Source organism: Agathobaculum butyriciproducens (genome assembly GCA_003096535.1).
Taxonomy (GTDB): Bacteria; Bacillota; Clostridia; order Oscillospirales; family Butyricicoccaceae; genus Agathobaculum; species Agathobaculum butyriciproducens.
The window spans coordinates 16,337-31,738 of the sequence record QEKJ01000010.1 but is presented as its reverse complement, the minus strand read 5'-3'; the positions used below and the strand labels follow the sequence as shown (position 1 = coordinate 31,738).

Annotated in this window: 13 protein-coding genes and 1 pseudogene; 5 read left to right on the top strand and 9 right to left on the bottom strand. The window is 50.5% G+C overall.

The window, feature by feature from the left end; translation table 11 throughout:
* Positions 1-85: 85 nt before the first annotated feature.
* Both C7386_RS08540 and C7386_RS08535 read right to left on the bottom strand, forming a co-directional pair.
* Positions 86-3,079, bottom strand: coding sequence for an EAL domain-containing protein (locus C7386_RS08540; RefSeq protein ID WP_116705291.1), 2,994 nt, complete (start codon positions 3,077-3,079; stop codon positions 86-88).
* 42 nt (positions 3,080-3,121) lie between these two features.
* Positions 3,122-4,546 (bottom strand): extracellular solute-binding protein, encoded by a 1,425-nt coding sequence (locus tag C7386_RS08535; protein WP_116705290.1) that lies wholly within the window; start codon positions 4,544-4,546, stop codon positions 3,122-3,124.
* A 365-nt stretch (positions 4,547-4,911) separates the two neighbouring features.
* Here C7386_RS08535 and C7386_RS08530 point away from each other — a divergent pair, with 365 nt between their 5' ends.
* Positions 4,912-5,442 (top strand): DUF5662 family protein, encoded by a 531-nt coding sequence (locus C7386_RS08530; RefSeq protein ID WP_110435976.1) that lies wholly within the window; start codon positions 4,912-4,914, stop codon positions 5,440-5,442.
* 443 nt (positions 5,443-5,885) lie between these two features.
* On the opposite strand, the gene C7386_RS08525 is transcribed toward C7386_RS08530, so the two are convergent.
* The 4 genes from C7386_RS08525 to C7386_RS08510 form a co-directional block, all read right to left on the bottom strand.
* Positions 5,886-6,119 carry a sugar ABC transporter substrate-binding protein gene (locus C7386_RS08525; protein ID WP_165815514.1) on the bottom strand — a complete coding sequence of 78 codons (234 nt, stop codon included), beginning with the start codon at positions 6,117-6,119 and terminating at the stop codon, positions 5,886-5,888.
* A 263-nt stretch (positions 6,120-6,382) separates the two neighbouring features.
* Positions 6,383-7,756 (bottom strand): YARHG domain-containing protein, encoded by a 1,374-nt coding sequence (locus C7386_RS08520; RefSeq protein WP_110437177.1) that lies wholly within the window; start codon positions 7,754-7,756, stop codon positions 6,383-6,385.
* 3 nt (positions 7,757-7,759) lie between these two features.
* A complete protein-coding gene (locus C7386_RS13915) occupies positions 7,760-8,092 on the bottom strand; it encodes a DUF2085 domain-containing protein (protein WP_367575343.1) in 333 nt (110 codons plus the stop codon).
* Positions 8,093-8,098: 6 nt separating this feature from the next.
* Positions 8,099-8,788 (bottom strand): hypothetical protein, encoded by a 690-nt coding sequence (locus tag C7386_RS08510; RefSeq protein WP_110435973.1) that lies wholly within the window; start codon positions 8,786-8,788, stop codon positions 8,099-8,101.
* A 146-nt stretch (positions 8,789-8,934) separates the two neighbouring features.
* On the opposite strand from C7386_RS08510, the gene C7386_RS08505 reads away from it, so the two are divergent.
* The 4 genes and pseudogenes from C7386_RS08505 to cas9 (C7386_RS13745) form a co-directional block, all read left to right on the top strand.
* Entirely contained in the window at positions 8,935-9,300 is a 366-nt protein-coding gene (locus C7386_RS08505; protein WP_110435972.1) for a helix-turn-helix domain-containing protein, read from the top strand.
* Between the two features lie 306 nt (positions 9,301-9,606).
* Entirely contained in the window at positions 9,607-9,822 is a 216-nt protein-coding gene (locus tag C7386_RS13615) for a hypothetical protein (RefSeq protein ID WP_207655865.1), read from the top strand.
* Entirely contained in the window at positions 9,728-10,747 is a 1,020-nt protein-coding gene (gene cas9 / locus C7386_RS08495) for a type II CRISPR RNA-guided endonuclease Cas9 (protein ID WP_367575342.1), read from the top strand. The genes C7386_RS13615 and cas9 (C7386_RS08495) overlap by 95 nt, the downstream gene beginning before the upstream one ends.
* Positions 10,726-11,382: pseudogene (cas9, locus tag C7386_RS13745) on the top strand (type II CRISPR RNA-guided endonuclease Cas9); the annotation flags it as partial. The gene cas9 (C7386_RS08495) and the pseudogene cas9 (C7386_RS13745), both read left to right, overlap by 22 nt.
* Here cas9 (C7386_RS13745) and C7386_RS13740 read toward each other — a convergent pair.
* The 3 genes from C7386_RS13740 to C7386_RS08475 form a co-directional block, all read right to left on the bottom strand.
* Positions 11,346-11,732: a tyrosine-type recombinase/integrase gene (locus tag C7386_RS13740; protein WP_243105758.1), complete on the bottom strand. Its 387-nt coding sequence runs from the start codon at positions 11,730-11,732 to the stop codon at positions 11,346-11,348. The pseudogene cas9 (C7386_RS13745) and the gene C7386_RS13740 overlap by 37 nt on opposite strands.
* 965 nt (positions 11,733-12,697) lie before the next feature.
* Positions 12,698-13,708, bottom strand: a complete 1,011-nt coding sequence (locus tag C7386_RS08480) for a succinylglutamate desuccinylase/aspartoacylase family protein (protein ID WP_116705285.1) — start codon at positions 13,706-13,708, stop codon at positions 12,698-12,700.
* 21 nt (positions 13,709-13,729) lie between these two features.
* Positions 13,730-15,400 (bottom strand): M28 family peptidase, encoded by a 1,671-nt coding sequence (locus tag C7386_RS08475; protein WP_116705284.1) that lies wholly within the window; start codon positions 15,398-15,400, stop codon positions 13,730-13,732.
* Positions 15,401-15,402 lie beyond the last annotated feature (2 nt).

Below are 15,402 nucleotides of genomic sequence, written 5' to 3'. Positions count from 1 at the left end.
AAGAGGAAACTTTTCATATTGTAAAGATTTTTTCGTTCCGGTTGCATCATCGGGCATTGCGGATAGAAACCGCAGCTTCTCTCGCTCACCGATTCATCCACCGAATCACGCTCAGCGCCTGCGGCGCGATCTCACTCGGAGACGCCGCCGGCTTCGCCAGAAAATATCCCTGCAGCAGATCAACGCCCAGTTCAATAACCTTGCGCAGCTCGGCTTCGGTCTCGATGCCCTCGGCAACGATCTTCATGCCGCGCCCGTGTGCGTATTCCACAATATCCTTGACCAGCTGCTGCTTATCCGCATCGGTATCAATATCGCAGATAATGGTGATATCCACCTTGATATAGTCCGGCGACAGCTCGAGCAGACTGTTGCTGTTGCTGTAGCCGCTGCCCCAGTCATCCAGCGCGAGCGCGCCCTGATCGCCCATTGCTCTGCGCTTGCGCTCCAGCGCCTCGCGGTCGATCTCCTCTTCCTCGGTGATCTCGATGACCAGATTATTCAGCAGCTCGGCAAACTGCGCCTTAAATTCCGCAACATCCTCATCCGTCAGGCTGCTGCTGGCAATCGAGTTGAGAAACAGTTTGGTGTTCCTATGCAGCTGCCCCCTGTTCTGCATCATCACAAACGTGGATGTCGCCTTGAAGGCGGTCAGCCGCTCAACCTCGTACAGCTTGTCCATCTCGCGTGCCAGTTTCATCACGGTCAGCGGCGAATTCAGAAGCTGCATTTTCACACGCATCAGCGCCTCATACGCCGCCACCCTGCCGGTATGCGCCGAGAAAATCGGCTGGAAATGGTAGTCTGCGCTGTTCTCACGCAGCATCTGCAGAAATTCCCTGCGCAGCTGTGCTGCGTAGACCTCCTGATTATAGGCGCCGATATCAAATTCACCCATTTCGCCCTTGGACTCATGCTTCACCTGATACATGGCAAAATCCGCATACTTTTTAAGCGTAGCCAGATCCCTGCCGTTCTCCGGATACCACGCGATACCGCCGGAAATGCTGATGCGCATGGTGTCGCCGTTTGGCAGAAGCGCCGTGCGCTCCTTCATTGCTTTGGAAAGCCTGTTCAGCACCTGACGGATTTCGTCCCGTCTGTCGTAGCCATAGAACAGCACAATGAATTCATCTCCCGACATACGGGCGCAAATGGTATTCTGGGGCAGCGTCTGTGCAAAGCACTGACCCGCCAGATTGATATATCGGTCGCCCCAGTCATGACCGAATGTGTCGTTGATATGCTTGAGGTTATCCATATCCATCATCAGCAGTGCAGCATGCCCCAGCTTTTCCGGCATACGGAACAGTTTTTTCGCCCGTGCATCAAAGGCACGGCGGTTGTACAGACCGGTCAGCACATCGTAATCGCGCTCATGCTCGATGCGGCGGCGCTCAAGTGTCGCTGCAGTCACATCCTCGACCAGACCGACCTGCACCTCGTCCTCGCCGGTGATGCGCAGCATGACAAACCGCTCGCTGCCGTCCTTTTGCGGAATGGTGAACACACGGCCGCCATCCTGCAGACTGAAGCTCTCCTTCTGCAGCACCAGCTCCTCCATCAGCATCTCAAACCGCTCCCGCGTCACATCATTCGGGTTGGCGTCCTGCATGCCGAGCATGGAGAAAAAGTTGTCGGTCACGAATACTTTATCGCTATCCTCACGGATTTCATAGCCGCCGAGTTCAATACTTGCCATGTCCATAATACGCAGGAATTTCGTGGAGGTATCCAGAATATCCTGACTGAGCTGGGTGATTGCGGTGGAAAAGCCGTCTATCTCGCGGATGCCGGTGCGCGAGAGCTTTGGGATTTCCGTTCTCTTATCCTGTATAGCAGCTACCTCGTCGGACAGCTGCCGGATCGGATGCGCCAGTCCGCGGCTGACCAGATAGCTGCATACCAGACCAACACCCAGCGTCAGCACGACTGCTACCAGCAGCAGACTCTGCATATCGTTGGAGATTTTATACAGCGTGCTGTTGGGCACAATGCCGAGCAGCAGCCAGTGCTCATTCGAAAATGGTGCGTTGCGGTCGTACAGCGTCAGCGGTTCCGCACAGGCGAAGTATTTTGTCTTATTGACGACAATGGTGCCGGCAGCACTGCTGTCCTGCATGACAATGCTCTGCGCGCTTTTCAGCGAACGATCCTGCGTGGAAAACGTCACCGGCTGCAGCGGAATGCTGCCGACCGGCTTTTCATCAGTCATTACGGCGAGCAGGTATGCGCCGGTGCCGTCATTCTGCAGCTCGGTCAGCGGCAGCTGCTCCTCCAGATAGCTGCACAGCAGTTCCACGCCGACAACGCCGTACACCGTGCCGTCCGGCAGGATGAGCGGCTGCGCGTACGCGATTGCTTCCCGCTTGTCTCTCGGCAAAACATACGGCGAGGTCGTCCAGCGGCCGTACTGCGCCATCAGCAGCTTGCCGCCGTCCTGATAGGCGTTCATGAACGGCTGATACACAAAATCATCAAGCTCTTCATAGTCCAGCGCGGGCTGCCAGCAGGAGTCCGTCGAAATACGCATGGACTTCACGATTCCTGCCGGTGCAAACGACAGCATCAGATCCTCGTTGCGCTCGGAAGCCGCCGCATCCGGGTCCAGATCGCGCAGATAAATGCCCGGCAGACGCCCATTGGTCTTGCGGGCATCCAGATCGCATGTATTGAGCACCACGAATACGCCCGTCACCGACGAGCTGCGCAGCTGCGTCACCAAATCATCCGCAATCGCTTCAAGCAGCGGCTCGCTCGAAGCGCTGCTCTGTCCCAGCGTATCCTTTGAGATTTGACCGGAGGTCAGCAGCGCTTCGGTCTTCTCGTTGATCCGATTCGGCATATCGCCGAGATTCTGCGCCTGCACGAGAAAATCCTCCAGATATCTGCTGCGGTTCTCAACCTGTTTGGCTAAAATATCCTCCGCATTCCGGTCCAGCTGCTGCGGCACGCGGCTTACCGCGATGGAGCCGATCAGCAGTGTGACCTCGACCGCCAGAATGACCAGTACCGATATAAATATAGTGGAAAAGACCGATCTTTCCCGTTTTTCTGTTGGCTTACTTCGAGCCTTCATACCGCACCGCCTGTTCAAACCTGATCTCTCGAGCTGTTTCTCTTATCCTTCGTATGCCTGAAGCTGCGCCAGCGTATCCCGATACCAGCTGTCAAAATATGCATCTGTCAGGAATTCCACCTCGGCCTGCTCCGCGCTCTGCCCGGCTGCAATGCGCTGCTCCACCGTGTCGCGGTCTGCCACAGCAAGATCACTCATCGCGTATTCCAGCACCTTGCGCGCGTTCTTGCTGCCCTCGAAGGCACGGGTGGTGTACAGCTTATTCTCGTTTACCGTCTTGACCGCCATCTGCAGAACGGACTTGACCTCGGGTGTCATAGCAACCTCGCTGTCAGCCAGCATTTCTTCTTTATTCGCTTCCTGGGTGACCGGCAGATAACCTGAGCCGATCGAGAACTGAATGTTGTTCTCCGGTGCGGTGAAATACTTGAGGAAGGTTACGCTCGCCTTGATCTCTGCCTCATCGCCCTTGGTTACAACCATGCCCGCACCCTGCTGCACCGAAACCGGTTCACAGCCCGCAAAATGCGGATTCGGCAGCACTTTCAGCTCGATCGAATGGCTGTCGTCATCACTGGTCATTACGCTGTCCGGAAAGAAGGTCGCGCTCGAGCTGGAGCCGACATAGGACAGGATCGTACCGGTTTTGATGTCATCGCTGCGGAAATGGCCGGTTGCCTCAAAATAGCCCTTGATAAACGGCACATAGTAGTTGTCCCACAGCTTACGGATAACATTTTTATCAAAATCAAGCGTCATTTTGCCGTTCTGCACGTCAAAAATCGTGCAGCCAAGCTCCTTTGCACCGATGAGCAGATAGTTTGCCATCGCATCTCTGCCAAACAGAGCACGGCCGTCATCCGGCGCTTCGGTCTGCGCGTCCGTCCAGTTATAGTATTTCTCGGCTGCTGCGGTCAATCCCTCAACCGTCGCAAGATCGTCATAGGTCGTGCCGGTCGCCTGCGAAAACGCCTGCCAGTCGGTATCGTTCAGATAGAGCACCTCGGTGGCCTTTGCGGTCGGGAAAATCTTGATGCTGCCATCACCGTCAAAGTCGCCCTCGGTGAGATAGCCTTCGATGTACTCGCTTTTTTCGCTTTCGGTCAGGTAGTCGTTCAGGTCCACGACCATGCCCTGCTGATCGAGCGCATACGCGGTATCCGCATAGCCGGAGAAGATATTCGGCAGCTCTTCCGCACCGACCTTGCCTTCCGCGGCGTTCAGCACGTTAGTCTCCAGATCATTTACACTGCCCTGACTGGAGCTTTCCACCGTGATCCCCTGCTCTTTGCCGACCGTATCGTTGAAATTCTGCACCATCCGGTTGAATGCTTCGAGCTGCTCACCGTTATAGTAGTTCCAGATTGTGATCGTCACCGGCTCCTTTTCCGCACCGCAGCCGCCGCATGTCAGCGCCAGCATGACCGCAGCCGCCGTTCCGGCGATCAACCGCTTGTATGCCTTCATAGTTTCCTCTTTTTCTCCCGATAGTATGTAAACAAATTCATCCGATTCTATATATTTTCCCATATACACGGAATTTTCTTTTTCCATTCATATAAATAGTGCAGCAAAAGCAGCGTGTACAGCGCGTAAAGAGCGCGGAAATTTTACGCGGGTATGCTGCCGCATGGCAAATGAACCTGATAATGGTATTTGCGTGCTGTATGCGTGCACCTGCTGCAGTATCTGTCTGAACTGCTATAGTTTATCACAATACGCGAAAAACGTAAAGCGCGAGTTCCCGAGGGCACATTGCACATTGTTTTTGCTTTTCTTTTTCCGCACAGCATGGTAGAATACTATCAGTCCGAAAAAGGAGGGCGCATGCCATGAAATGGCTTTCACATCTGCGCACGGTGCAGCACCATCGTTTTCTGGTGCTCCGGCACTGCTGGCGCGTTGGATTATACTGGCAGGGACTGACGCACGATTTGAGCAAGTTCAGTCCGGTGGAGTTTTCCGCCGGTGCAAAATATTATCAGGGCAACCGCAGCCCGAACGAGATCGAACGCCGCGAAAAGGGCTACAGCGCGGCATGGCTGCATCATAAGGGCCGGAATAAGCATCATCTGGAGTACTGGATCGACTACGCCGCCGACGGCTCCGGTATGTGCGGCATGAAAATGCCCATTCAATATGTAATAGAGATGTTCTGCGACCGCGTAGCCGCCAGCAAGACCTATCGCGGTGCTGCCTACCGCGACAGCGATCCGTATGATTACTATGCACACTCGGTCGATCACTATATCATCCATCCGGATACCGCCGCCGCACTGGAATCCCTGCTGCGTATTCTGCGCGACGAGGGCGAGGAAAGGGCGTTTGCGGCTGCACGAAAGCTGCTTAAAACGGGATATTGAGCAAAAAGGAATCAGCCGGCCGGCTGATTCCTTTTTATAATATAATGTGCAGCCGCAAAAGTATCCACAGGCTGTGGATACTTTTGTTGATATCCGCTTTGCAAGCAAAGAACCGAAACAGCGCACAGGACCTTCGTCCTGTGCGCTGTACATTTCAGCATTATCTTCCTTGGGCAATACCGCCGTCCCGAGGCGGTACGATTGGGAACGTTGGAGCGTCAGACCCGACCGTTTTTCCAAAGGAAAAGAGATTTAAGGCAATACCGCATAATTGAACAAGAGTGATTTGCGAGTAAATTTTGCGTACTGACGAGGCACAGTTTTGCGGTAATACTTGATGTATTACCGTGAAACTGCAACAAAGTCAGGACACAAAATTTCCGCAAAGCACCGCCGCTTTAATTGTGCGGTGTTGCCTTAACAGCGTGCAGCCGGTCTGTGAATTACTCCCACAGGCTCTTAGCCTTCATATCGTCGATGTACTCATCGCAGTTGGTGGGGTCAACGACCTTGGAACCGGAATCAATAAAGGACTCAACCTGTTCGCCTTCCAGAGCCTTTACCGCAGCTTCCACTGCCTTATAGCCCATGTCGTAACCGAGCTGCGCGATATCCATGCCGAGAGAACCGTCCTTGATGGCGGAGATAGCGGAGGTATTGCCGTCAAAGCCGCACACGATGGTATCGGCATACGCCTTCTATCTATAAACGCAGAAAAGCTGCACTTTTGCAATAAAAAGTGCAGCTTTCATGGCGGAGACAGAGAGATTTGAAAAGCAAAGTTTTGATTTTTTGCATCTTTTTCTGTGTTATTCCGTCTTATTCAGTTCATCATCCCGTTTTTTGAGTACATATAGCACATACAGTTTCGGTTGTTTTTATCGTGATTGCTGTCACGTTGCTGTCAGCCCGAGCGGTTTCCCGCTCGGGCTTTTGGCTTTTATACCGGTCTAAACACACCGCCGTCCAGACGGCCGATTACCCATGCGTCAGAGCCGTTGACCTCTACAATATATTCGGCTTCCCATTCATACTCGCCAATCTTTGCACAAACCAGATATTCGTTTTCTGCATATGGTCTAACATAGTCGAAACCGGTACAGTAATCGCCTTGGCTCTCCACATAGCTGCTGACCGCACCCTGCGCCAACTTTGTCGGCGAAACATCCTGCTCGGCCCAGCCCATCTTCTGCTCATATGCAGAAATAGTATCGACATTCGCCTTTTCTACATCACTCAAATCGCTTCCATCATAGGACGAATTTGGCGTATACCACGATTTAGCCGCAAAGTAATTCTGGATTTCCTGCGTCTGGAATACATAGCCGTGACGAGCAAAAATCTCGTTGCGGGCCAGCAGAGCCGTCTTTTGATCCCAGCCTGCCATATCGGACTCAGTGATATACTGGCGGTCACTCGGGAAAATATAATCAGCCGATGAGATATCCGCAGTCGATGCCAGTTCTACTGCTGTCGTATCAGCAGTGTCCTGCTGTGCATAGTCGTTCATATCCAGATAGCCATACGCATCCAGTACCCACGGAACCGAGGTTTCCAATGCGTCCTCACCAAACAGTGTACAAAGCTGTGCGCGATCACCTGTATAGTTTGCCGCTGCGCCATACAATACCGCAGAACCGGAGATTTGATCCAGCTCATCAATAAAGGCTTTCATCTTCTCTGCGCTGTCGAGTTCTGTTTCATGCTTTGTGGTGTAAGCCATAAAGTATAGACTGTTTAACTCTGCCGCAAGGTCGCTTGCCTTTTCAATCTCTGTATTGGGATCATGAAAAGCAGAAATTTTGAACACCTGCTCGTCCAGCATTTTGAACTGAATCGTTGTGTCGCCCACAGTTTCATCTGTATATTTTACTTCAACAATCTGCTGACCATCATCGTTCTCTCCGCCGTCCCACTCGGCTGTGCAACCCAGCTGATCTTCATAGTAGCTGCTGAGCAATTCCTGCACCGTCATATCGGTAAATTCGCCGAGATAGCCATTTTGTACGGTTTCGATATAAGTGTCCGTGCTGGTCGAGCCTGTATTACCACCAGACGTACCAATCATCACTGCAATCAAAATCAGTACAACCGCCACAATACCGCCGATGATAAACTTCTTTTTACCGCCCTTTTTCGATGGTACTGGCGCTCCCTGTGGTGGTATTACATTCTCATGAACGTTTTCTGTGCTTGCAGCAGCTTCCACCGTCTTTGTGTCCTCTTGAACTGCCTCTACGCCCAGCGGAGAGCCGCATTTCGGACAAAATGTTTTCTTCTCCTTAATTTCCGTACCGCAATTTGGACAGAACATCTTTTACCAACTCCTTAGCATTAAATTTTTTACGAATAACAGCAACGTTATCGCCATAGAGCAGATACCATATCCCGCTAAAACGCCTGTTGCAAATCTTCTTCGATTGGTAGACACCTGCCACTCCCATAGCTGAGTTAAACCGTCTATCACCAGTGGGATACAGCAAACGGCATACACGCTCACGTTCTTTCTGCAAACCGTATACGCTGGCACAGCGAGAATATATCCAACCAGAACACCTGTACAACGGGCACACAGCGGAAACTTCCTGCCTTTCCAGTAAAAGCTCCTATCTGCGCGTTGATGACAGCCTGCTCGATGGCCGACTGCCATCAGCATTCATACACCGTTTTCTTCATCACGAGCCTTTTTCAGTCTATCTAAATACTCTTTATATTTCTTTGCATTTTCGACTGCTTCGTTTAACTCGGTTAAGGCTGGTGATAGCTTTATGTAATACGGCGGCATCATGCACATTACTCCAATCACCATTGCAGCAAGAAACCAGATAATTATCGTAATCAGTTCGTCCATATCAATAGCCAGAAATGCTATAAAGCCCATCAATGCAATGATGATTCCTCTCCCAATCATCCGGAATGTATTCTGTACCTTACACGCCGGGTACTCTTGCAAAAATGCCTGCTTATCCGCTTTCAGGCGAGCTTTCAAAGCCTTATAGCGGTTTTCAGCTTCTATCACTTCGTTGTCGATATTCTGGAGTATTACTGGATTCGCTGCCGACAGCAATGCTTTTCGCCTGGCTTTTGCATTAAGTTCTTGTTGAATTTTCTCCTGCCGAGCCTTTTCCGCTGCTTTCGCAGTCCCCGCTTGAAACTTTTTACCGCAGGAATGGCACACCCAGTAATCATCGGTAAATCCCGGACTTGCTCCGCACAGGCCGCACAATATGCCGATCGGCCCGAAAATCATCATACCGCAGCAGGCATCTGTAAACGATCCGCTGCTGCCAGAATGATGAACAGCCACATACTGCGTATTTTCCGAACCGCACTTTGGACACTTCACGCGATCCCCTCCCCTTTGCTTTCTTATGCACAGTATATCATTTCCAGCCTCATTTGTAAATGATATAACAATCACTATTTACCAGTGTATATATCAATTTGCCGATTGGAACAACTACCTCTATGATGGTATGAGAGGTGTTGCCAATGACTGATATTTCGGCTGCAATCGGCAAACGAATCCGGACTTTCCGCAACGCACAGGGCATCAGCTTGGAAGAATTATCTTTCAAAGCCGATCTGAACGCTGCACACTTGGGACAAATCGAACGCGGTCTGCGCAATCCGACGATTGAAACGCTGAACCGTATCGCCACTGCGTTGGACATATCGTTTTATGAACTGATCGGCTCGGTCGAGGAAGTCCCGCAGAAACAACCGGAAACCAATGAGATCAAACGGAAAATCGACGCACAGTTGTCCTCCATGACTTTGGACGAGCAGAAGGACATACTGCGCATCATTCGCATATTCCGCCGCCGTTTTGATGAAGAAAACAAAAAGACTGACTGATATACTTATGTGGTATCAGTCAGTCTTTTATATTTTGTAGTTTATACACATTGTAAAACATTGCTATTCGATGCCCATTGTGGTAATATTAAACCAATAAAAGTTAAATTGTCGCAAAATAATTGGACAAAATACAAAGAGATCTCCTAAGAGATCTCTTGTTCCACACACTATGGAGCCGCATACACGGCGCTTGCGCTAAAAGCTTATTTGAACTTGTAGTGTAATACCTAATGGTAGTAAATCATTGGTACACTATTATTATCCACCCCAATCATCAATTTGTCAATCAGGGAGATAAAGAAAATGAAAGAAAAAACACAGATTCCTTATTATCTCGGAATAGATGCCGGCAGCAGTTCTGTCGGCTGGGCCGTCACGGATACAATGTATCATGTTCTAAAAACTAAAGGAAAAGCCATGTGGGGTGTTCGTCTGTTCCCCCGATGCATCAACTGCTGCAGAGCGCCGTACTCATCGTGCTGCAAGGCGTCGCTTGCAGCGCAGAAAACAACGTCTTGATATTTTAGAAATGCTCTTTGCTCCTGCATTAAATGAAAAGGATCCTCAATTTTTAGCCCGTATGCATGAGAGTGATTTATGGCAGGAAGATAAAAGTATAAATTCTAAATATTCTCTATTCTCCGATTCCAATTTTAATGACTGCGATTATCACGCCCAGTATCCAACCACATATCATCTTCGCAGTGAATTAGCACATTCCACAGATTCGCATGATGTCCGTCTTGTCTATCTTGCACTACATCATTTGATGAAATCACGGGGACATTTCCTCTACGAAATATCGGAAACATCGGACAATGACTCATCTTTAAGGGATAAGTTCGATGATTTTTGTACTCTTTTATCAGATGCATACGGATTGGATTTTGTTCCGCACAATATGGATAATTATCTAAACATTTTGAAAACTCCTAATATGCGAGTTACGGAAAAGGCAGCTTTACTTACCGAAGGTCTAAAGAAGCCCAGCAAAAATGAAGCCGGAATTTCTCCCTTTTACATTTCTGAATTGCTGGCAGGAAGGTCTGTTGCACTCTCCAACCTGTTCGGTGATGACCGATTTAAAGATGCCAAGAAAATTACGCTGCAAAATGATCTTGATGCAAATTACAATGAACTTTGTGAGGTATTAGATGATCATATATCCGTAGTTACTGCTGCCAAAGATGTATACGATGCCGCACGCTTTTCGGAAATTATCGGTACGCACAGATACCTTTGCGATGCCAAAATTGCTGTATATAAGCAAAATAACATTGACTTAAGAGCACTTAAAGATTATATTAAGGCGCACTGCATTGAACGATATAACTCTATTTTTGTGACAAAGAGGACAAGCTTGATAATTATGCTGCCTATAGCCAATATCATCATAAAAGCGGCGATTACACTTGCTCACAGGAGGCTTTTTGCAAATTCCTAAAAAAGTCTTTGCCTGAAATGGCGGAATCCAAATCCCCTGTCATTGCAACTATATATCAAAAAATCGTTGATGGTTCTTTTCTGCCGCGTTTGCGAAGCTCTGAAAATGGAGTTATCCCCTATCAGCTTCAACTGCGCGAACTAGATGCAATATTGAAAAACGCTTCTTTATATTTACCATTTCTAGCACAACAGCAATGCGATGGTTACACTCCCGCTGAGAAGATTAGAAAAACATTTGAATTCCGTGTTCCGTATTATGTCGGTCCACTAAATGATAAAGCAGCACATCACTGGGCTGTTCGTTCTAACACTGATAGCAAAGAAAAAATTTATCCGTGGAACTTTAATCAACTGATTGATCTTGATCATTCAGCTGAAGCATTTCTCGTCAATTTAATCGGTCGCTGTACTTACACAGGTGACCCTGTTCTGCCTAAGGATTCTTTACTATATAGCGAGTATATGTTGCTCAACGAATTAAATCCATTAAAAATTGATGGTCAACCGCTTTCTACAGAGCATAAAAAGCAGTTGATTAAAGATATGTTCATACACCCTGTTTCCAAGCAAAAAGGCAAAGTCACTAAAAAGAAAATCTATGAATATCTGAAATCAAAAGGCTGGATTTCTAAAGCTACAAATATAGATTCTATCAACGGAATTGATGATAAGATCAAATCTGATTTGCGCTCCGCCTTCGGCAGTGCACAGCCGTCTGCCGGATTGTGGGCGATCAGCCGCTGCTCGACTGCCAGCTTCAGGGCAGAGGAAATGATTTGATGGATGTTGCGCACTGTTTTGGCGCTCAGTCCCTTGGGCTGCTTCTGTGCTTCGATTCGCTCTACTCGCCCTTCTGCCAACAATTTCTTGTAGAACTGTTGCAGATGCAGCGTCGTCAGATCATTCAACGGGATCTTGCCGAGCTGCGGCTTGATGTGGTTTTCGATGTAGCCATGATAGGTCAGGTAGGTGGATGGGCGCATTTTGATTTTGGCATAGTTCTCATACCACACTTCTAACCAGTTACCCACGGTGTAGGTCTTGGCCCGTCCGTAGTCGATGCCCACATTTTCCTCGATGGCTTTCTTCAGCTTTTCCTTGACTTCCGCTTGCGTCTTTCCAAGGACGTTTTTAATGATGGCCTTTCCTGTTTCTGGATCGTGACCGACTGTGTACCGACCCTCCCAGCGTCCGTCCTTTCGTTTGCGGATATTTCCCTCCCCGTTTGCTCGTCGCTTTGGCATATGTTAAGCAACCAGAGATTACAAGCGGGAATCCTGTCCACAAAAGAGCCAGATCTGGAATATATGTTCCATCGCCATCCACAAAGCAACAAGAGCGGTATATGAGATACAACCTTACCCTACGGAACAATCTCAGTGCAGTCGATCACCAAAAGGGGCCCAATTACCCTCGCACAGGCCCTGCTCCTTGGAAAATGAGCAGATTCATTTTTTATCATCATGCCAGGTATGACCGCCCAAAAGATCAGGCATACTGTAGCAAAGGGGGCCTGCGTATGAGAAAACCAAGCCGCGAGGCTTTGACGAAACGAATCTGGTTTGATTACTTCAATGAGGTCCTTCGCAAACAAAACCTCATTGATTGGAACACCTATCAGAAAATCAAGTTGTCTATCCAACAATAAGAAGCTGTTGATTGCATAAGCTCAAGTCAAAACCACCAGCTAAGCTGGCTGTCAGCATGTCCAGACACCCGGTCATTGTGCCCCATTTTTCCCCGTTTCAGCATCCCTCACCACTCATTTTTCCCGTTTACAAACGAAAAAGCCCAGCTTTCGCTGGACTTTTTCGACAGACTGGGGCATCCAAAAGGGTGCCCTTTTTCATTTCTGCAGGCCATGTACAGCCCACTCTGCTTCTGCCCTGTTCGTATCTAGGATACTCAACTGGCACTTCGATTTGCAGGATGCATGGATCTGGGCGCTTTACTCCCCATCCACAGGCTTGCCAACCATGTATACCCAGCCATGAGGAGGACAGACAGAATATGTCCAGTACCCGATGACCACACCGTCAAAGGGAGCAATGACCCGATCCACTTCCTCTCCGAACAGGTTCGTAATGATGGAAAGCGTGTCGCCCTTACGCACAGAATCCATTGCCTTCTTCACAGGCACATGAATCCCGCCGTTGCGGTTATAGATATAATCAATGTCATAGTGGTGTACGCCCTCATTGGCGGGCACGCTGCCCTCCAGAATCCCCAGCAGGGTCATCACATTGCGAATTCCGGTCTCCAACATCTGCTTGTGCTCATCCCGCTGATACATGCGGGTGCACTGTCCGCCGATCTCGGGTGTAATGCAGGGAATGCCCATCTGATAGGCATACTCATCCTCAATTCCGCTGTTCTCCGCGTAGCGGGTGTTCTTCCACAAGACCTTAAAGCCAAAGCACTGGGCCATTTCACGGGACTTATACGCCACAGGAGACTCCTCTCCGCAGTACAGCACAACAGGCTCCAGATACTCGCTGTTGCCGCCGCCGTGGATGCAGATCACCGCGTCAGCCTTCTTGATGATGTTCTCACAGTACCAGCTGCACACATAAGCCGTCATGGGGCCGGTTCCGCCCGGATAGATGCGATTCAGATCCTGGGTCACAAAGTCCAGGGTATTATAGCGCTTCATTTCGGCAAAGGCCTCTGCATTCAGGGCAGGGATTCCAATGAAGCTTCCCTTCATCTTGGATACATCCAGCCCCTCAAAGGTCTTGATAATTCCCTCAGTACCCTCATACTCGTCGCCGTGGTTGCAGGCATCCACCACCAACGTGGGACCGTCCTGGGCGCCCACCGCCAGCATAATGGGAATATTCACCCATGAACCGTTGGCCCGCTGGGCCAAATGAATAAAACCATATTCCTTGGTGCCCTTCTTTTGGAGTGCCTGGGGAAGATCAAACGATTCGTCATACTCTTTGATATTGGTCTGCATAATCCATATCCCCTTTCTCTATCATACCACACTGTCCGCGTCGCTGTTCAGTGCTTGGACAATGCTTGTGCACTCAGATACAAAGCGGTTCACCTGCCGGCGGAAGGCTGTCCGCCAATACAAAAATTCCTGAGGTGGCAGGTCGTTGCGGTGCTTGCCCCTGACCAGCTGCAGACCGGGCAGCAGGCCCACTGCAAATGTGTTGTCAAAGTGATATTCATCACAGGCACTGCACAGCAGTCTCGTCAGCCGGCCTCCTGCCTCCTTCGCCTGTCTGTCACTGGAAAAGCAGATACGCCCGGCACAGGCCTTGTCCAGCTCCTCCAGTGCCCGTTCTACAGGAGCGAAATCAAAGTCATCGCCGCAATGGGTCCGGATGTCTGCCACAGTATCTCTCATTTGCGCCAGACACCCTGCCGCGTCAAAGGGAAGATGCGCTTCATCGGCAAACTCTTTTACCAGCTCCACCAGCACCCGTGTATCCCTCATCAGAAGCTGGGGGTCCACCTTATCCATGGTATCCTCCACGGAATGCCACCACCAGCCTCCGCCGCTGCCTGCACAGTGCCAGCGGCCACGGTTGGGCGGCGCCTGATAAAAGTCAAAGGACACCTGGATGGGAATGCGCGGCCCGAAAAATGACAGGTCTGATCCCCGCCCCAGCGGGCGGATCACCACCTCAGCCTGCCCGGTGCACCGACGCAGGATATCCCCAAGGGTATCCCCTGCCACACCGGACGTGGAAAACCCGATCTCCTGCGCTCCCATACAGCCGGGAGAGTCCATGTTGACCAGCGCCACACAACGGGCATCCAGGTCCTCAAACTGCTCATCGCAGTACCAAGTGCTCCCGGCATACCGTCCGTTGGAGTGGGCCGGCCACCACGCGATTTTGACACCCCGCCGCAGCTGCTTCTGGGACAGTACCCGTGCCAGTTCCAACACAGCGGCATTCCCGGTGGCATTATCCGTCACACCATAATCCCAGGAGTCATAGTGGCTGCCCACCAGCACATACTCCGGCGTTTCACCGGCCAGCTCGGCTACAGGGATCTGAAGACGCACACATCCACACTGCAGTACGCTGCGCACCGTCGCGGTACGGCTGCAGGCTCCAGGCGTCAGCAAGGGCAGTATGGATTCTCTGTCACAGCTTCTCAGGCCCACCACCGGAAAATCAGGATAGGTTTTTCCGTTTTCAGGCTCCGCGGTGCCCCACACAGGGCTGACCGTCTCGTAGTGAAGCACAGGCTCCTCGCTGGTCCACAGATGGATCAGGCCCTTTACACCGTATCCCCGCAGCTTTTGAACATAGTCCTCATAAAAATTGTCCCCAATCACGATGCAGCCCCGCGCCCCCGCGTACCAATCCTGCTCCTGTCTGGGCTTCAGCTGGTCGTGGGCATGGACATCATAAAACAAGGGGGCGGTCACTCCGTCCGGACAATGGGCGGAGAAGGAACGGGGAAGGGCTTCAAAGGTCTGATCCATCCCCTCTACAGTAACTGACGCTTCTATAGGAGTGGAGACATATCCGTCACACTCATACACGCGGCATGGAATGCCCCATTCCTGCAGCTTCTTGATCAGATAGCCGCAGGCACGGTGCTCATCTTCCGAACCGCCGATGCGCTTCAGCCCGGAAAACACATCCAGTGTCTCCATCAGGCATTCCCGTGAGAGTTCTTCCATTC